Origin of the sequence: Asticcacaulis sp. (genome assembly GCF_051956075.1) — a bacterium.
Classification (GTDB): Bacteria; Pseudomonadota; Alphaproteobacteria; order Caulobacterales; family Caulobacteraceae; genus Asticcacaulis.
On sequence record NZ_JBQCGA010000022.1, the window covers coordinates 17,359 to 33,535 of the forward strand.

Below are 16,177 nucleotides of genomic sequence, written 5' to 3' on the forward strand. Positions count from 1 at the left end.
GACATCTCCTTGCAATGCTGAGAAAATCTCCTTAAAGTTGCATAATTGGAGTTTACAATCTCATAACGCGCAAATTAACTTTACGCACGCATGGATATATTGGTGGAAAGAATGGTAGGCGAGGAGGGACTCGAACCCCCAACCAGACCGTTATGAGCGGTCGGCTCTAACCATTGAGCTACTCGCCCCCGCAACAGGGAGACGGGGTGCTATCATGACTTGGCGCGCATCGCAATGCGCTTCGGTCCGGCGGCGGCCTTGTCCACAACCAGCATTGCGGTCGTTCAGGCCGGGTTCATGCGGCGGCTGCGAGGATATGTCATCGGCGTCACGCAGGACGCCCAGTTAAGAAAGGCTCCTTCCATGTCGAGATCGCTTATGAAACCCGTCCTTCTGGCCCTGGCCGTGGCCGCCGCGCCTATCGGCTTTGCCCATCAAGCGCTGGCGCAGGCCGCAGCGCCCGCCCCGACCACGCTGAGTCTGAGCGCCACAGGTACGGAAACCGCCGCGCCCGACATGGCGACGATCAGCTTCGCCGTGGTCACGCAGGCCGCCACCGCCTCTGAGGCCATGAAAGCCAACGCCACGCAGATGAACGCCGTCATGGCGTCGTTGAAGAAGGCAGGGATCGACAAGAGCGACATTCAGACCTCCAGTCTCAATCTCAATCCGCAATACGACTACCAGAACGGTCAGGCGCCGAAGCTGACCGGCTATCAGGCGCAGAACCAGAGCAATGTCCGCGTCAATGACACAGCGCGCACCGGTCCGGTCGTGGACGCCGTGATCGCCGCCGGGGTCAACCAGATCAGCAATATCGACTTCGGCCTCAAGGACGACAGCGCTGTGCGCGATCAGGCCCGCAAGGACGCGGTCGCCATGCTGATGCAACGCGCCAAACTCTATGCCGACGCCGCCGGTATGAAGGTGGGGCGCCTGATCTCCCTTGAAGAAGGCGCGACCTCGTCGGTCCAGCCGCCGCGCCCGATGATGATGATGAAGGCCGCCGCCGACTCCACGCCGGTGTCGGAAGGCCAGCTCGAGATCAGTGTGCCCGTGTCTGCGACCTTTGAGCTACAATAGATAACGATGTTCGCCGTCATGGGTGACAAAGGGTTAACGCCATGTTAATTCTTTCCGCCTGGGGGCGCGCCTGACCACTGGGTTCGATGCGCCGATGTGACAGATGGGGAGCCTGATCACATGTCGGACGGCGGTAAACCGGATCGCGGCGCCTACGCGCCCGCGCTGATCAGCGCGGGCGTCATCGCCGTTGTGCTGGGCGGCCTCGCCTTCGGGGTCGTCACCTATGCGCAGGTCAAGGCGCAAACCAGCGCCTCGCAGACGACCACAGCGCGACCGCGGCCCGTCTTCGCCCTGCGCAAGCCCCTGCCGCCCGCCCGGGTGCAATGGTCGTCGGCCCTGCGCCAGATCGCGATACAGGACCAGAACGCCAAAACCCAGACAAAGCCCCAAACTCTGGCGGGCAATTTCGCCGCCAAACTGCAAAAGCCCGCCCTCGACCAGATCCGCCTGCCGGTGATCCTGCCGCGCAATGGCGCCGCGATCAGCGCCGCCAGGGCGAAACTGCTGTCCTTCGGCGACGCCTATGCGCTCAACCTGCCGCAGGATCAGGGCGTGCAGATCACCGTCTATGGCAACCGCTCCTTCGTGCCCGCCGACGCCGGAGCGATTTCGCGCCGACCTATGCAGCGTCTGCTCAATGTCGCCGAAAACGTCGCGGTCGAGCAGACCGAGGCCGGCTGGACCGCCACCTTTGAACGCTATGGCGTCGTCTATACGGTGGACGTGTCCTGCGACGACATCAAAAGTCCCGCCTGCGCCTCCGACGCTTACCTACGCAACGCCGTATCCAGCTTCAGCGACGTAACCCTGGGTGCGCAGGCGCAGGCCGAGGCGTCCGCCGCCGCGCCGCAGCCCAGCCTGCTGGACAAGCTCAATCAGAATATCAGCAAGCTGGTGAAGGGGAATTAGTATGCGCGCCCTCTATCCCCTCGCCGCCCTATTGCTGCTGGTCGCCTGCGATCAAACCCCGTCCGCCTCTGACGGCGCCAACGAGTCCAGCGCGGCGACGGCGGCCAGCGACGCCGAATCCGCCGCCTCGGAAAGCGCGGTCGCCGAAGCATCCACTGACGCCAGCGCAGAGGAAGCCAGTACGGGGACGGACAGCTCCGCCCTGCCTGATTTTCCGCACGATCCGCCGACCCAGCTCGTGGCCAATTCCGGCTCCGGCTATACCGACATAACCAACTGGGCGCCCGGCATCTGCTTCCCGCTGGCCCAGACGCCCGACTACGCCAACAGTCAGGTGTACAGCCCCGGCGGCGATCATTATCCGAGCGCCTCGGCCAGCAGTCACGGCAGCCAGTGCGACAGCGCCAATTACAGCTATCCGTGGCATGACAATTTCTGCGAGGCGCGAAGCTGGACCAATCCGGCGTGCGTCAGCGGTTCCGGCCATCAGGGGCAGGACATCCGCCCGACCACCTGCAAGAAGGATACGTACTGGGCGGTGGCCGTCGAGGACGGGACCGTGACCCAGATCGGCTCCTATACGGTTGGGATCACCGGAAACGCCGCCCCGCACCGCATCTTCCGCTATCTGCACATGCAGAAGGCGTCGGTGCAGGTGGCGGTCGGCGATCATGTCGTGCGCGGCCAGAAGCTCGGCCTCGTCTCCAACAATCTCGGCGTCTCCAACGGTGTGCAGCAGTACACCACCATACACCTGCATTTCGAGGTGCGCGTGGCGCAGGCCGAGACCATGGCCGATGGGACGCAACTGGCCGCCAACGCCTTCGTGCCGCCCTATATCGCCCTGGTGGACGCCTATCAGCGCAAGCTGGCCGGGGATTGCCCGACCGTGAATTAGCCGCTTGCCCGCCGCATTCGATCGGCTTAAGCAGGCGGCATGAGCAAGCTGGCCCCTTCCGAACTGACGCAACTGTTCGTCACCGAACTCTATCGCGCCGACCTCAGCGCGCAGCCGGATTTCGACGTCTTTCTTGAGGAGATCGACGACGCCTGCCGCGCCTTCGCCGATGAGGACGAGGCCGGTCAGACCTGGTCGCAGACCAAGGGTTATCTGGGCTATACCTCCTACGCCTCCCTGCCCGACCTGCCGATGCGCGCCAGCGTGTTCGCCGACCTCAAGGCGATGATCGACCCGCACGTCGCCCACTTCGCCGATCAGATCGATCTCGATCTGGGCGGGCGCAAGCCGAAGCTCGATTCGATGTGGATCAACATTCTGGAGCCGATGGGGCATCATTCCGGCCATATCCATCCGCACAGCATCATTTCCGGCACCTTTTATGTTCATGTCCCTGAAGGCGCCAGCGCGCTGCGGCTGGAAGATCCGCGCCTGCCCTTGATGATGAACGCGCCCCTGCGCAAGCCGGGCAATCCGATGCGGCAGAGTTTCGTGCCGGTGCAGCCGCAGGCGGGGACGATCCTTTTGTGGGAAAGCTGGCTGCGCCATGAGGTGCCGATCAATATGGGCGACGATGTGCGCATTTCGGTGAGCTTTAACTATGGCTGACTCCGTTCGCGTCGGGCTGATCGGCTATGGTTATGCGGGCCGGACCATCCATGCGCCGCTGATCCGCGCGGCGGAAGGACTGGAACTGGCCCTGATCGCGTCGTCGCGTCCCGACGACGTGCTGGCCGACCTGCCGGGCATGCGCGTGGTCAGCGATTACGACGCCGCCGTCGCCGATCCCGACATTGATCTGGTCGTCGTCGCCACGCCCAATGACAGCCACGCCATGTTCGCGCATCTGGCGCTTGATGCGGGCAAGCATGTCGTGATCGACAAGCCGTTCGCCCTGTCGGTGGCGGAAGGCGAATCGATAATCGCACACGCCGAGCGGATGGGGATGCTTTTGTCGGTGTTTCATTGCCGACGCTGGGATTCCAACCACCTGACCTTTCAGGCCCTGCGTCCGCGTCTGGGCGATCTCTATCAGGTTATATTGCGTTATGACCGGTGGCGACCTGAGGTGCGCGACCGTTGGCGCGAGCGCTCAGGTCCGGGTTCGGGCGTCTGGTTCGATCTCGGTTCGCACCTGGTCGATCAGGCGCTGACCCTGTTCGGCGCGCCCGACTGGATCGAGGCCGATATCGCCGCCCAGCGTCCGGGCGCGCAGACCGACGACTATTTCCACGCCGTGATGGCTTACGGGCCTTTGCGCGTCATCCTGCACAGCTCGATGATGACCATGATCAACGGTCCGGCCATTGAGGCGCAAGGCGCGCTCGGCGGCTGGGTCAAGTACGGCATGGACACGCAGGAGGAGATGCTCAAGGCTGGTCGCACGCCCGGCGACGACGGTTGGGGCGAAGACCCCGGCGTCAGCGTCCTGCGCCTGCACGATTCCGATCTGACCGAGGCGCCGCCCACCCTGCCCGGCGGCTATCTCGGCTATTACGAGGCCATCGCCGCCGCCATCCGCGCCGGCGCCGCCAATCCGGTTCCGGCTCAGGACGCGCTCAACGTCATGCGCGTTCTCGAAGCCGGTTTCCTCAGCGCCCGCGAAGGCCGCCGCATCAGCCTATAGCGGGAAGATGCGGCGCTTTTTCGAGAAGCTCATATAGCCGACATTGGCGCCGAGGCGGAAGCCGACGCCCGCGCGGATCGGCGCCAGGACGATGCCTTCGGCGCGCTGATAGGTGACGCCGAGGCCGCCGATGAAATAGGCCGAGCCTTCGACGCCGGGGAAGCGGCGGTACATGAAGATCGGCTCGCGCAGATTATAGACCAGAGTGAAGACGCGCGAGACATTGGCGCCGGTGTCGAAGCCGATGGACGGCCCCTGCCAGTAGATTTGCGACGGCGGCTGGCCGTTCTTCATGTACAGCATGCCCTTGCCGTAGCGCAGGCCGATGCCGACGGCGCCGGACGCCTCCTCGCCCGCAACATAGGCGGTCGGTTCGTCGCCGTAATCATTGAAGATCTTTTCGATCGCCCCGCCCAGCGATTCCGCTGTGACGCCGAGGAAGTTGGAGCCCGCCGTCAGCACCTCGTCCTTGGAATAATAGGCGTCGCCGCTGCTGGCGGCGGACGACGCGGCCTGCGCAAAGGCGAACTTCGGAACCAGCGGCGCGGCGGCGGCGGCGGCGCCCGCCAGCAGCAGTTCTCGGCGTTGCAGATGTTTCATGACGGCTTGACCTCGGAAAGACGTGGTGAGGGGCTTTAGGTCGCCAAGGTTAACAGGAGATTTACTAAACAACCCTTACGCCCAAGCGGGTTTTGCCCGGTTTGACCGCCACATTTCCACGCTCAGGTGTCACGATTAGGGCGCAGCGCGCCGCGAATTCGCCCTATTGGTTAAGGTGAGTTCAGATCAGCAACTCAGGATGCGCCTTTTGCAGCGTCTTCGGCGCCGCCTTGCGCCACGCCTCGATCAGGCGCAAGCGCACCCAGTCTTCGCTCACGGTTTCCGGTCGCGCCAGCACGCACGGCCAGTTGCGGTGATGGTCGGTGGTAAAGAAGGTCTCCGGGTCGGCCTCCATAAAGAAGTCGCGCGTCTCGAAATCCATGCCGAAGACCGGCGCGTTCCATTTCGGGCTCCAGACGACAATCACCTTCTTGCCCAGCTTGACCGCCGGGTAGCCGTAGGAGGTTCCCGGCTCCGTTCCCGGCAACTCCAGCGCCATGGCGCGCAAGCGATCCTGTGTCAGCATATCATCCTCCGCCGGAATCGAACCTAACCGACGTTCAATCGGGGTCAACCGCTTTGACGCTTGCCAGTCTGATCGGCGCGGCCTACTGATAGCGGTAACAAACATCAAACAGGGACATTATCATGTTGAAACGCGCTCTGCTCACCGGTCTCGCCCTGATGGCGCTTGCGGCCCCCGCCTTCGCTGGCGACGGCGGCTGGAGCGCGACCTGGGCCTCGTCGCAGATGACGCCGACCGGCGACAACGCCCTGCCCGCCACGGACCTGTCGGACATCACGATCCGTCAGATCGTGCATGTGTCAAAAGGCGGCTCGAAAATCCGCATCCGCGTCTCCAACGCGCTGGGCGCCTTGCCCCTGCGCATCAAGGACGTGCATGTCGCGCTCGGCAAGCTGGGATCGGACGCCGTCGATACGGATACCGACCGCGCCGTGACCTTCGGCGGCGAGGACGAGGTTCTGGTGCCCTCCTTTGGCGAATATGTCTCCGATCCGATCGACATCAACGTCCCGGATAAGGCCAGCCTTGCGGTGACGCTCTATATTCCCGGTCCGATCGTACAGCAGACCGGCCATCCGGGCTCGCGCGCCACCACCTATATCGTGCATGGCGACCATACCGACGACGCCAGCCTGCCTGATGCGGAAAAGCGCGCCAACTGGTTCAATCTCAGCGAGGTCGATGTGCAGAATGACGGCGCGACCGTGGTGGCGCTCGGCGATTCGATCACCGACGGCCACGCGGTTGAAAACGACAGCGACGGGCGCTGGACCGACGCCCTGGCGGCGCGGCTGACGGATCAGGATATATCGGTCGTCAATGAGGGCATTGGCGGCAACCGTCTGCATCTGGACGGCCTCGGCCCCAATGCGGTGGCGCGTTTCGACCGCGACGTGCTGGGCGTCAGCGGCGCCAAATGGGTGATCGTGTTCGAAGGCGTCAACGATCTTGGCACGGCGACGCGCGACGCGGCGATCCCGCCCGAAGCGCACGACGCCCTCGTCAAGCAGATCATCAGCGATTATCAGCAACTGATCTATCGCGCCCATGCGCGCGGCCTGAAAATCTTCGGCGCGACCATCACCCCGTTTGTCGGCAACGACTATTATCACCCCGGCCCGGAGGTCGAGGCGGATCGTCAGAAGATCAATAGCTGGATCCGAACCTCTGGCGCGTTTGACGGCGTGATCGACTTCGATGCGTTGATCCGCGATCCGAAGACGCCTGACCATATCCTGCCCGCCTACGATTCCGGCGATCATCTGCATCCGGGTATGGCGGGCTATAAGGCGATGGGCGAAGCGGTGGACCTGAGCCTGTTCAAATAGGGGGCGGTTCAGGGCGGCGGTTGGGGCTGTGCTTTGTCGGCAAGAAGCCCCTCAGGCTGCGCGCCCCGCCCGTCGTCGGCGCCTTCGGCTTGCCTCCCGTCCTCTCCCCTCGTCGAGGGGAGAGGGGAAGGGTTATGTCGTCTTTCAACAGGCGTCGGCGTTGCAACCGCCTTGCCAGCTTCGTCCCACCATGGACCGAGATCGCGGCGACGCTCCTCGCTCCATTTCAACGTCCCGGCCAGAGCGACCTGCGCCCTGAGCGCGTCACCCTCGTTCTGGGCGCGCTCGGCGCGGAGCTTGCGCGGATCGGGGCCGTGATGTTCGGCGCGGTCGCAACGGCTGTAGAGGCGTTCGATCACGGCGGCGGTGCGCACGGCGCGTTCGACGCCCGGCAGGTCTTCGGGATCGTCCATCGCCGAAATCTTCACCAGCATGCGGTCGGCGAAGGCGCGCAACATTTCGCGCCGTTGTTCCGGCGTCAGGTTCGGTTGGTCTTTGCGCGCATCCGAGGTCATGGCCATAGGATGCGCGCGAAAATGAGGGTGGGGATAAGTTTTTGCGGGGGATGAGAGATGGTTTACGACGCCTGCCTCCTGCCCGCCGCCCTAGCGGGTTGCCCCTCCCACCGCTTCGCGGTCCCCCTCCTTCACAAAAGGCTCCCCCGGAGCCTTTTGTGAACTCGACCCCGCTAAGCAGGGAGGGATAAGTATTACTTCAGCGCGTTGGCGGCGTTGACGAGCTGGATGTAGTAGGCGCCTTCGGGGATAACATATTCGTTTTCGCCCCAGAAGAACGGCCAGTCGTCGTGGTTTTCGGGGAAGTCCGGCTTGATGATCAGCTCGCCCGGCACCACACCGCCCGCGATGAAGGTGAAGTCGGCGCGGTTATTGCCGTAGGCGATCTCTTTTGAGCGCGTGCCGACCGCCGAGACGAATGAAATATCCGAACCCGGATGCGTCCCATAGAGATAGTCGAGGCCGCGATAGACCATCTCCTTGTCGATCACGTCCGGGAACAGCTTGTGCAGGGCGGCATTGCTTAGGGCGAAACTGATAATGGTTCCATTGCCCGCCCAGCCGCCTTCAGTGATCGGCACGCCATAGGGGTTTTTCGCGGTCATGGCGTCGGCCTGCGCCTTGTAGGCGATGGTGGCCGCGCGCACATTCGTCATGAAATCGGTGGGCATAAAGGGCGCGGCCTCAGCGATCCATTGCGCGTTGAACATGAATTTCGGCGCGATCTTTGGCCACAGGTCTTCGATGGCCTTGACGTATTTAGGATCGTTTGTGGTCTTCAGCAATTCGACCGCCGCCGACAGTTCCTCAGAGTCGAGGTCGCCGCCGGTGACATTGCCGTGGCGGAACAGGTTGGGCGCGTGGCTGTGTTCGTCGTCCCAGACCTTTTCGGCTATGCCGAGCGCCCTGGTCGCCAGCGGATCATCAAAGCCTTTCAGCGCCCGCGCCGCCCCGGCCAGGGCCGCCGCCGAGCCGTAGTTGAGCGGCGTCGAGAGGTTGGTGAAGGCCCAGCGGTCGTCCTTGACGCCGCTGCGCCCGTCCTTCACCTCGTCCGGGCCGAGGCTGGGGTCATAGATCAGCCCGTCGGTCTTGGTCACCGCGTCGCCGAGGTGCGGATACTGGGTCAGGTCCGGTTCGATAATGCCGTTGATAGCGTGGCCGACCGCGTCGAACTGCGCGACCAGTTGGATTGTCCCGTGTTCGATCTGTTGCAGGATGTCGGGCTTACCGTCCGGGACGTGCATCATCACATGGCGGCGCGTCTCGTCGATGGCGGTGTCGTCGCGCGTCAGATGGTAGTCGTCCCAGCTTTGCACCAGCGACTGCACCACCGCATACTGGCTCTGGGTGCGGATGTCGAAATCGCCCGCGTCGAACCAGCCGCCGACATTGAGGCCCGGAATATGCTCGAACGGCTTGTACTTCGTATCGGTCGTCGGGCCGGAGCCGTAGAGGTCGAGATGCTCGTTATTGGGCGGGGCCTGAAGCGCGTCGTCGCGATGGCTGTCGCCGTGCCAGACGCGGTAGGCCTCCTGCACGAACATATGGTCCATCGCCACCGGGAAATAGACGTCGTTGGTGGCGTGCCAGGCGTCGGCATAGATGTTGGGGTCGATGCGGAAGCTTAAGGTTTTCTGGCCCTCATAGGCGATCTCATAGAGGCCGGGCGAGGTCACCGAGGAGAAGTCGAAGGTGCGGTAGTCGTAGCGCAGATAATGCCCCCACGGCTTGGCGTCGCCGGTCAGCACCGGCGTTTCGCTGCCGTCGGCGTTGATCTTCAAAAGCGTGGCGGTCGCGGCGGGCTTATCGTTGGGGTCCAGTTCGATGACCGCAACCTTCTTCTGATCGGGCGCATAGCCGAGTTGCGAATGGCCGATTACCGGCTTGCGCACCCAGTTCGGAATGGCGTTCGGCGTGACGGTCCAGGTCAGGACCGCGCCGGTTTTTCCGGCGGGCAGCATGGAGCGCAGCACGTACCAGCCGTTCTGCGCCTGATTGCGGCCGTCATAGAGGCTGATATCGGAGTCGCTCGACACCGAAACGCGTTCGGTCGCGTCCTCAGGGGCCAGTACGAAGGACTTGCCGGTGGCGATGGGCAGGGGCTTGGTGTCCGGGCCGGTCTGGGGCGCGAAAGCGGGCTCAGGCTCAAGCTGCATGTCGGAAGACGGATAGCGCGGGAACAGGCCGGGCTTGCCATCGACCAGATAGCTCTTGTGGAAATAGACCACCGGCAGGAATTCGAGATTGAAGCCCGCGCGGCCCTCCAAGGCTTTCGGCAGCGGTTTGTCGAGGATGACGCTGACCTCGACGCCGTCGTCCTGCGGCTTCGACACGACCTGATAGGTGAAGTCATAGTCGGGATATTTGAGGGTGGCGGTGATCGTGCCTGTCGCGGCGTCCACCTTGCGGTCGATGAACTGGCCGCTGGAATCCCACTGACCCGGCGTCGGCGACAGGCGGACATCGCCGTTGCTGGCTGTGCGCTCGCCGTGGTGGATCAGCTCGACGCCGCTGATCTTGGCGTCGGCGAACAGGCCGTCATAATGGTTGGAGAACACCAGCACATTGACGCCCGGCGTCTCGTAATAGCCCTTGTCGTTCAGATGCAGCGGCCCGGCGAGAGCGGTCCCGGCCAGCAGCCAGGCGCAGGAGGAGAGCCACGCCGTCCGGCGCGCGAATGTCTTGTGACGCATAGAAACAGTCCCTGTATGCTTATTTTTGGTAACGCTACCACGCACAACTGCGCATGACCAGAGGCCATGCGTTCGCGTTGCGGATTTATAAAAATCCGGCGCGGGTTTTCCTGAAAGCGGACAGGTCGGCGTAAATCCGTCATCCGTCGCGGTCCGCCGGGCGTACTGCCTTTTGACGCCGCTGTGTCGGCGCCTCAAGCAAGGAGTTCCCCGATGTCGAGATTTTCATCTCCCCGCGTTCTCGCCGCCGCGCTCGTTCTGGCGTGCGCCGCAACTCTCGCCGCCTGCGCGGACATGAACACGACCGCCCTGAGCAAGCCGACGCCCACCACGCAGAATCCGGCCCAGCAACAGCACTTTCCCAACCCCTGATCCGCGCGGGGCCGGAGCCTGAAAAGCCGTTTTATCGCAAGGCTTGCCGAGGACTGCGGCGCATGCTAGTGCGCGCGGATGACCGACCTGTCCAAGATCCGCAACTTCTCCATCGTCGCCCATATCGACCACGGCAAATCGACGCTTTCCGACCGGCTGATTCAGTTCACCGGCGGGCTCACGGCGCGTGAGATGAAGGAGCAGGTGCTCGACAATATGGACATCGAGCGCGAGCGCGGCATCACCATCAAGGCGCAGACCGTGCGCCTGAACTATAGGGCGAAGGATGGGGAAACCTATGTCCTGAACCTGATGGACACGCCGGGCCACGTAGATTTCGCCTATGAGGTGTCGCGCTCTCTGGCCGCGTGCGAAGGCTCGATTCTGGTGGTGGACGCCTCGCAGGGCGTCGAAGCGCAGACCCTGGCCAATGTCTATCAGGCCATCGACAACAATCACGAAATTGTGCCGGTCCTCAACAAGATCGACCTGCCCGCCGCAGAGCCCGACCGGGTGCGCGCCCAGATCGAGGACGTGATCGGCATCGACGCCTCGGACGCGGTGCTGGCCTCGGCCAAGTCGGGGCTTGGCATCGAGGACGTGCTGGAGGCCATTGTCACGCGCCTGCCTGCGCCTAAGGGTGAAGAGAACGAGCCGCTCAAGGCGCTGCTGGTCGATGCGTGGTACGACCCCTATCTCGGCGTCGTCGTGCTGGTGCGCGTCTTCAATGGCCGCATGAAGCCCGGTCAGCAGATCAAGCTGATGAATGCGGGCGCGTCGTATAAGATCGACAAGCTGGGCGTGTTCCAGCCCAAGGCCACGGATGTAGAAAGCTTAGGGCCGGGCGAGATCGGCTTCTTCACCGCCCAGATCAAGGAGGTGTCGGACGCCGCCGTCGGCGATACCATTACCGATGAGCGCAAGCCGACCTCCGCCGCCCTCACCGGCTTCAAGCCCGTGCAGCCGGTGGTGTTCTGCGGCATCTTCCCGGTGGACGCCGCCGATTTTGAGGATTTGCGCGCGGCTATGGGCCGACTTCGGCTCAATGACGCCAGTTTCTCGTTCGAGATGGAGACCTCGGCGGCGCTCGGCTTCGGTTTCCGCTGCGGATTTTTGGGGCTCTTGCATCTTGAGATCATTCAGGAGCGCCTGTCGCGCGAGTTCAATCTCGACCTGATCGCCACCGCCCCGTCGGTCGTGTACGAAATCTACATGAACAATGGCGACGTGATCCATTTGCACAATCCCGCCGACATGCCCGATCCGGTCAAGATCGACCATATCGAGGAGCCATGGATCAAGGCGACCATCTTCTGCCCCGACGACTATCTGGGCGCGATCATCAAGCTGTGTCAGGACCGGCGCGGCATTCAGGCCGACCTGTCATACGTCGGCGCGCGCGCCATGGCCGTCTATTACCTGCCGCTCAACGAGGTGGTGTTCGACTTTTACGACCGGCTGAAATCGGTGTCGAAAGGCTATGCCAGCTTCGACTATTCGATCGAGGATTATCGCGAGGGCGATCTGGTCAAGATGTCGATCCTGGTCAATGGCGAACCGGTCGATGCGCTCTCCATGCTGGTCCACCGCGACCGGGCCGAGGCGCGCGGACGCGGCATGTGCGAGAAGATGAAGGATCTGATCCCGCAGCACCTGTTCGTCATTCCGATTCAGGCGGCCATCGGCGGACGCATCATTGCGCGTGAAACCGTGCGCGCCCTGCGCAAGGACGTGACGGCCAAATGCTATGGCGGCGACGCCACGCGCAAGAAGAAGCTGCTGGAGAAGCAGAAGGAAGGCAAGAAGAAGATGCGGCAGTTCGGCAAGGTCGAAATCCCGCAGGAAGCCTTCATCGCCGCACTCAAGATGGACAACGACTGAGCCGTTTACGGTCATAATTAACCGTATGTCACGAATTTGTGTGGGTAGCCAAGCGCCGCACAGCATTTCTACGCTTGCACGCGACATAGCAACGTGATCACACTGTTACACTATGTAACACTTCGTGAAATTTTGAATTATGTCTAAAAATTCAGTTACTTCTGAAAACATCGTTCTCGTTCTGGAAGATTCGCGCACCCAGGCGCGTATTGTCGGCGCCCTGTTCGAGCGCTGCGGGCTCAAGGTCGAATTCGCCTTTACGCTCGACGAGACTTTTTATGCGCTGCGACGACGCAGCTATTATCTGATCCTGCTCGATGTGTTCGTGAACGATGAGAATGTTCTGGATCATATGGGCGCCCTGCAAAAGCTGGCCGCAGGAACGCCGATCGCGGTCATGACCGCCGGACAGCGCGGCAAGCCGACCGCCGCCAGCCATGCGTTTAACGCCGCGCGCCGCGCCTGCGTCGATTATTTGTTGCCCAAGCCGTTCGACTATAAGGACATCATGCAGATCTGCGGCGAGATCGAGGATGGCCGCCGCCATCGCAAGCCGATGCGTCGGGTGCTGATCATCGACGACGACGCCTATACCCGCGCCTTTGTGCGCGACATTATCGAGGAGGCCGGTTTTTACGCCGCCGAAAGCGCCTCGGTCGAGGAGGCGATCATGCGGCTGGACATCACACGCATCGACGCCGTGGTCATCGACATCGTCATGCCAGGCATTGGCGGCATGACCGGCATCAAGATCATCAAGGCGACCTGGCCGCAGGTGCCGATCATCGCCATGACCGGCTATGTCAAGGACACCGACCATCTGGAGAAGTCGCTGCTCAATGGCGCGCATCACGCTTTGCCCAAGCCGTTCGGCAAGCTGCAACTGACCGGCGTGCTGGAAGGTTGTCTGACCGCCGCCGACCAGGCGAGCGACGCCGAGGCGATCACGCATGACGGTGAGGACGACGATCCGCTTTATCTGTGACAGCGGCTCAGGATTTGCGTCCTGAGCCGTAGAACATCTGCTGCGCCACGGCCTTGCTGAGCGGCGTGACGCTTTGCACCATGCAGTGCATCGGAATGATCATGCCGGAGCCGTTCGTGCCGGAAATATCGACGTCGAGAGGGCCGCAGATCGGCCCACCGCCGAAATAGCGCATGATGATCGCTTCATTGACCTGCATGCAGGGCGAGGCCATGTGGAACAGGGCGGCGCGTCCGCTCAGGTCGCGCGCCAGCAGCGTGTGGTCATCAAGGACGCGCGTGTCGTCGAGCGGTTGCGACAGGCATTGCCCGCTGGCCAGCGATTGACCGCGCGGCTGCGGCGCCATGCCGGTCGTCACGCATCCGGCCAAAGCCGTCAGGGCCAGCGCGCCGCCGGCGATGGCGAAAAGAATGGGGCGCATGGTGTCTTAACCCGGATCGAGTTCGCTGGCCTGAGCGCGCGTCAGAGGGGTCACAGCGTTGATCAGGCAGCGATTGGGCGCGCCATGGTCGATGGGGAAGTACAGCAAGGTCGCATCGTGGGCGCGGCAAATCTGGCTCGTTCCTGTAAACTCGAAGCCGAATTTCGACATATCGGTCATGGAGCGGCACGGACCGCCGACGTCCAGCTTGTAGGCGTTCTGAAACTGGTCATAGACCAGCAGAGTATGGTCGTCGATGACATGGAAGCGCCCGGTATGATCGGCGTCGAGGCAGCGCGGCGCCATCTTGTTGGCGTCGGGAGATGCAGGCCGGTCCTCATGCGCCGCGACGGCGCCGGAGATCGCCGCTGTCGCGGCGGCGGCGGCCAGGGCGCCGCTGATCAGCAGGGCTTTGACGGGGCGGAAGGTCTTCAAAGTTGGCATTTGGCGTTCCTCTACTTTCTGTCTGTCTTGCGCTGCGGCGCGTATTTTTCCGCCTCGTCGCCAGTCAGGTGGCGCACCTGCATGATCGGGCAGGCCTGCACGCGGTCCATGCCGCCCATGTCGCGGAAAACGATGTCGGCGTCGAACGGGCCGCAGACATTCGACATGCCGTTGCGCGAGCGGATACCGATGGCGAAGGTGGTGTCCAGCCCGAAGCAGATGCCGCCGAGGCTCAGTTCGTAAACCTGATTGCGGCTTGATGTGACCACGATCTTGTTGTCGCCGATGCTCTGGAAGCCCTGCACAAAGTTGGGGTCGAAACAGGCGTAGCGATCGCGCGGGGGCGCATCGCCGCTGTGCGGGCGCGGCGACATGGCCTCAGAGGGCGCGAATGTGGCGCCCGCCACGACGGCGGCGCCCGCAACGGCCATGACGGCGCTGGTGATAAGGGTGGTGATCTTCATGCGATGATCTCCGTAAGGATGTCTGACGCCCTTCGCGCGCGGTATGCTGAGCCCGGCAAGCTGAATGGCGGATGAACAACAGCTTATACGGTCACGACGGCGATTTCGTGTCGCGGTCCTGCAGTAAAGTTTTCGCGATCCGTTGCAGCGGCGACGAAGCGCCGCGCAAAGAGGCGATCAGCTCGGCCGCCAGCAAGGGCGCCAGACAGAAGCCGCGCCCGCCAAGACCAGTCAATCGCCAGACGCCCGACTCGACCTGATGGACGCGCGGCAGGTGGTCGCGGCTGGCGACGCGGATGGCGGCGCGTGAGATCAGGGCGTCGGGATTCACCAGCGCCGCGCGCTCCGGCATGGCCTTGGCGAGCATGGCGATATTGCGGAGGCGATCGTCGTCGCGCGCCCCGGCGTCCCGGTCGTCGCGATCATGGGTGGCGCCGAAGACGAAGCCGTCCTCAAGCGGCGCGACATAGCCGCCCCAACTCGCCGCGCGTTGCGGCGTGGCCCCTTGCGCATATTCGACCTGACCACGCACGGGACGCAGATCGTCCCCCTGCCCGAGATCGAACAGACCCGCGCCGCAGGCCAGCACGATGGCGTCGTAGCCAGCGTGATCTCCGGCGTCGGTGCGCACCGTCAGGGTTTCGCCATCGCGTCGCCAGCCGGTTACGGTCTGCGCTGTCACCGCCTGTCCGGCCAGCAAGGTCTGCGTGATCCGGGACGGGCGCACACACAGCGCGGCGTTGAGCCGCAGACCGGACAGGCCGGGCAGGTCCGGCGCCTCTTCCGGCGAAAACGGGGTCAGATCGCCGCTGGCATACACAGCCTGCGCCAGAATTTTAGCGAAGCGCGCCGCGTCGCGCGGCTGCAATCCGGCGTGATCGACGCCTGTACTGATAATGGCGTCCGGGCAGAGGCGGCGGTAAAATTCGGTGGCGTAGGCGAAGGCGTCGGCGAACAGGGCCGAGACAGCCGGATTGCCCGCGTCGAGGCGCGGCGTGACGAGCGCCGCCGGGTTGCCTGACGCGCCCTCGCCTGCGCTGAAGACATCGGCCTCCAAACCTTGCGCGCGCGCCTGCCAGCTCAGGCAGGCGCCCGCTATGCCCGCGCCGATTATGGCGATGCGGCGCGGCGGGCGTGCGTCCTGCGCCTGTCCCGGAAAATCCGCCTCCAGCCGTTCGCGCTTGCGCCCGAAGCCCGGCATTTTGCGCGCCGCAAAGCCCGCCGCCATAAGTCCGCGCCGCACCGCGCCCGCCACGGTGAAGGTGGCCAGCCGCGCGACGGGCGCGCCCTGATCGGCCAGAGCCTGCACCACGTCTTCGGCCCACATATCGGGATTGAGCGCGGGCGAAAAGCCGTCGAGAAACAGGG

17 protein-coding genes and 1 tRNA gene are annotated in these 16,177 nt (G+C 63.5%); 9 read left to right on the forward strand and 9 right to left on the reverse strand.

Features of this window, described 5'->3' with window-relative positions; genetic code table 11:
- Nucleotides 1-112: 112 nt before the first annotated feature.
- Nucleotides 113-188, reverse strand: a tRNA-Ile gene (locus ACTHLA_RS06160).
- A gap of 175 nt (nucleotides 189-363) precedes the next feature.
- Here ACTHLA_RS06160 and ACTHLA_RS06165 point away from each other — a divergent pair.
- The 5 genes from ACTHLA_RS06165 to ACTHLA_RS06185 all read left to right on the forward strand — a co-directional run bounded on the left by ACTHLA_RS06165 (nucleotide 364) and on the right by ACTHLA_RS06185 (nucleotide 4,580).
- Nucleotides 364-1,083, forward strand: coding sequence for an SIMPL domain-containing protein (locus ACTHLA_RS06165; protein ID WP_440186283.1), 720 nt, complete (start codon nucleotides 364-366; stop codon nucleotides 1,081-1,083).
- Between the two features lie 120 nt (nucleotides 1,084-1,203).
- Nucleotides 1,204-1,995, forward strand: coding sequence for a hypothetical protein (locus tag ACTHLA_RS06170; protein ID WP_440186285.1), 792 nt, complete (start codon nucleotides 1,204-1,206; stop codon nucleotides 1,993-1,995).
- A 1-nt stretch (nucleotide 1,996) separates the two neighbouring features.
- A complete protein-coding gene (locus ACTHLA_RS06175; RefSeq protein WP_440186287.1) occupies nucleotides 1,997-2,893 on the forward strand; it encodes a M23 family metallopeptidase in 897 nt (298 codons plus the stop codon).
- Between the two features lie 39 nt (nucleotides 2,894-2,932).
- The gene (locus ACTHLA_RS06180) at nucleotides 2,933-3,562 is read left to right on the forward strand and encodes a TIGR02466 family protein (protein ID WP_440186289.1); all 630 of its coding nucleotides are present in this window, start codon (nucleotides 2,933-2,935) and stop codon (nucleotides 3,560-3,562) included.
- Nucleotides 3,555-4,580, forward strand: a complete 1,026-nt coding sequence (locus ACTHLA_RS06185) for an oxidoreductase (protein ID WP_440186291.1) — start codon at nucleotides 3,555-3,557, stop codon at nucleotides 4,578-4,580. Before ACTHLA_RS06180 ends, ACTHLA_RS06185 begins: the two co-directional genes overlap by 8 nt.
- Here ACTHLA_RS06185 and ACTHLA_RS06190 read toward each other — a convergent pair.
- Both ACTHLA_RS06190 and ACTHLA_RS06195 read right to left on the reverse strand, forming a co-directional pair.
- A complete protein-coding gene (locus tag ACTHLA_RS06190; RefSeq protein ID WP_440186315.1) occupies nucleotides 4,575-5,171 on the reverse strand; it encodes a DUF1134 domain-containing protein in 597 nt (198 codons plus the stop codon). The genes ACTHLA_RS06185 and ACTHLA_RS06190 overlap by 6 nt on opposite strands.
- Before the next feature lie 190 nt (nucleotides 5,172-5,361).
- Nucleotides 5,362-5,706, reverse strand: a complete 345-nt coding sequence (locus ACTHLA_RS06195) for an MmcQ/YjbR family DNA-binding protein (RefSeq protein ID WP_440186293.1) — start codon at nucleotides 5,704-5,706, stop codon at nucleotides 5,362-5,364.
- A gap of 122 nt (nucleotides 5,707-5,828) precedes the next feature.
- Here ACTHLA_RS06195 and ACTHLA_RS06200 point away from each other — a divergent pair, with 122 nt between their 5' ends.
- Nucleotides 5,829-7,034, forward strand: a complete 1,206-nt coding sequence (locus tag ACTHLA_RS06200; RefSeq protein WP_440186295.1) for an SGNH/GDSL hydrolase family protein — start codon at nucleotides 5,829-5,831, stop codon at nucleotides 7,032-7,034.
- A gap of 8 nt (nucleotides 7,035-7,042) precedes the next feature.
- On the opposite strand, the gene ACTHLA_RS06205 is transcribed toward ACTHLA_RS06200, so the two are convergent.
- Nucleotides 7,043-7,555 carry a hypothetical protein gene (locus ACTHLA_RS06205; protein WP_440186297.1) on the reverse strand — a complete coding sequence of 171 codons (513 nt, stop codon included), beginning with the start codon at nucleotides 7,553-7,555 and terminating at the stop codon, nucleotides 7,043-7,045.
- 188 nt (nucleotides 7,556-7,743) lie between these two features.
- Entirely contained in the window at nucleotides 7,744-10,242 is a 2,499-nt protein-coding gene (locus tag ACTHLA_RS06210; RefSeq protein ID WP_440186299.1) for a glycoside hydrolase family 9 protein, read from the reverse strand.
- 213 nt (nucleotides 10,243-10,455) lie between these two features.
- On the opposite strand from ACTHLA_RS06210, the gene ACTHLA_RS06215 reads away from it, so the two are divergent.
- From ACTHLA_RS06215 to ACTHLA_RS06225, 3 genes are all read left to right on the forward strand, one after another.
- On the forward strand, nucleotides 10,456-10,614 hold the full coding sequence (locus ACTHLA_RS06215) for a hypothetical protein (RefSeq protein ID WP_440186301.1): 159 nt from the start codon (nucleotides 10,456-10,458) through the stop codon (nucleotides 10,612-10,614).
- Between the two features lie 78 nt (nucleotides 10,615-10,692).
- Nucleotides 10,693-12,495: a translation elongation factor 4 gene (gene lepA / locus ACTHLA_RS06220; protein ID WP_440186303.1), complete on the forward strand. Its 1,803-nt coding sequence runs from the start codon at nucleotides 10,693-10,695 to the stop codon at nucleotides 12,493-12,495.
- A gap of 139 nt (nucleotides 12,496-12,634) precedes the next feature.
- Nucleotides 12,635-13,480 (forward strand): response regulator, encoded by an 846-nt coding sequence (locus ACTHLA_RS06225; RefSeq protein ID WP_440186305.1) that lies wholly within the window; start codon nucleotides 12,635-12,637, stop codon nucleotides 13,478-13,480.
- Nucleotides 13,481-13,487: 7 nt separating this feature from the next.
- Here ACTHLA_RS06225 and ACTHLA_RS06230 read toward each other — a convergent pair whose 3' ends face one another.
- From ACTHLA_RS06230 to ACTHLA_RS06245, 4 genes are all read right to left on the reverse strand, one after another.
- On the reverse strand, nucleotides 13,488-13,901 hold the full coding sequence (locus tag ACTHLA_RS06230) for a hypothetical protein (protein WP_440186307.1): 414 nt from the start codon (nucleotides 13,899-13,901) through the stop codon (nucleotides 13,488-13,490).
- 6 nt (nucleotides 13,902-13,907) lie between these two features.
- Entirely contained in the window at nucleotides 13,908-14,345 is a 438-nt protein-coding gene (locus ACTHLA_RS06235) for a DUF6491 family protein (RefSeq protein ID WP_440186309.1), read from the reverse strand.
- Nucleotides 14,346-14,356: 11 nt separating this feature from the next.
- Complete coding sequence (locus ACTHLA_RS06240; protein WP_440186311.1) at nucleotides 14,357-14,809, reverse strand: DUF6491 family protein; 453 nt, start codon at nucleotides 14,807-14,809, stop codon at nucleotides 14,357-14,359.
- A gap of 91 nt (nucleotides 14,810-14,900) precedes the next feature.
- Nucleotides 14,901-16,177: FAD-dependent oxidoreductase (locus ACTHLA_RS06245; protein ID WP_440186313.1), on the reverse strand; the 1,277-nt coding region annotated here is incomplete at its 5' end.

Bases quoted from the DNA above. Each gene is read 5' to 3' on its own strand.
- ACTHLA_RS06210 (WP_440186299.1), bottom strand. From the start codon at position 10,242: ATGCGTCACAAGACATTCGCGCGCCGGACGGCGTGGCTCTCCTCCTGC.
- ACTHLA_RS06200 (WP_440186295.1), top strand. From the start codon at position 5,829: ATGTTGAAACGCGCTCTGCTCACCGGTCTCGCCCTGATGGCGCTTGCG.
- ACTHLA_RS06235 (WP_440186309.1), bottom strand. From the start codon at position 14,345: ATGCCAACTTTGAAGACCTTCCGCCCCGTCAAAGCCCTGCTGATCAGC.
- ACTHLA_RS06195 (WP_440186293.1), bottom strand. From the start codon at position 5,706: ATGCTGACACAGGATCGCTTGCGCGCCATGGCGCTGGAGTTGCCGGGA.
- lepA (WP_440186303.1), top strand. From the start codon at position 10,693: ATGACCGACCTGTCCAAGATCCGCAACTTCTCCATCGTCGCCCATATC.
- ACTHLA_RS06215 (WP_440186301.1), top strand. From the start codon at position 10,456: ATGTCGAGATTTTCATCTCCCCGCGTTCTCGCCGCCGCGCTCGTTCTG.
- ACTHLA_RS06205 (WP_440186297.1), bottom strand. From the start codon at position 7,555: ATGGCCATGACCTCGGATGCGCGCAAAGACCAACCGAACCTGACGCCG.
- ACTHLA_RS06185 (WP_440186291.1), top strand. From the start codon at position 3,555: ATGGCTGACTCCGTTCGCGTCGGGCTGATCGGCTATGGTTATGCGGGC.
- ACTHLA_RS06170 (WP_440186285.1), top strand. From the start codon at position 1,204: ATGTCGGACGGCGGTAAACCGGATCGCGGCGCCTACGCGCCCGCGCTG.
- ACTHLA_RS06225 (WP_440186305.1), top strand. From the start codon at position 12,635: ATGTCTAAAAATTCAGTTACTTCTGAAAACATCGTTCTCGTTCTGGAA.
- ACTHLA_RS06180 (WP_440186289.1), top strand. From the start codon at position 2,933: ATGAGCAAGCTGGCCCCTTCCGAACTGACGCAACTGTTCGTCACCGAA.
- ACTHLA_RS06175 (WP_440186287.1), top strand. From the start codon at position 1,997: ATGCGCGCCCTCTATCCCCTCGCCGCCCTATTGCTGCTGGTCGCCTGC.
- ACTHLA_RS06240 (WP_440186311.1), bottom strand. From the start codon at position 14,809: ATGAAGATCACCACCCTTATCACCAGCGCCGTCATGGCCGTTGCGGGC.
- ACTHLA_RS06230 (WP_440186307.1), bottom strand. From the start codon at position 13,901: ATGCGCCCCATTCTTTTCGCCATCGCCGGCGGCGCGCTGGCCCTGACG.
- ACTHLA_RS06165 (WP_440186283.1), top strand. From the start codon at position 364: ATGTCGAGATCGCTTATGAAACCCGTCCTTCTGGCCCTGGCCGTGGCC.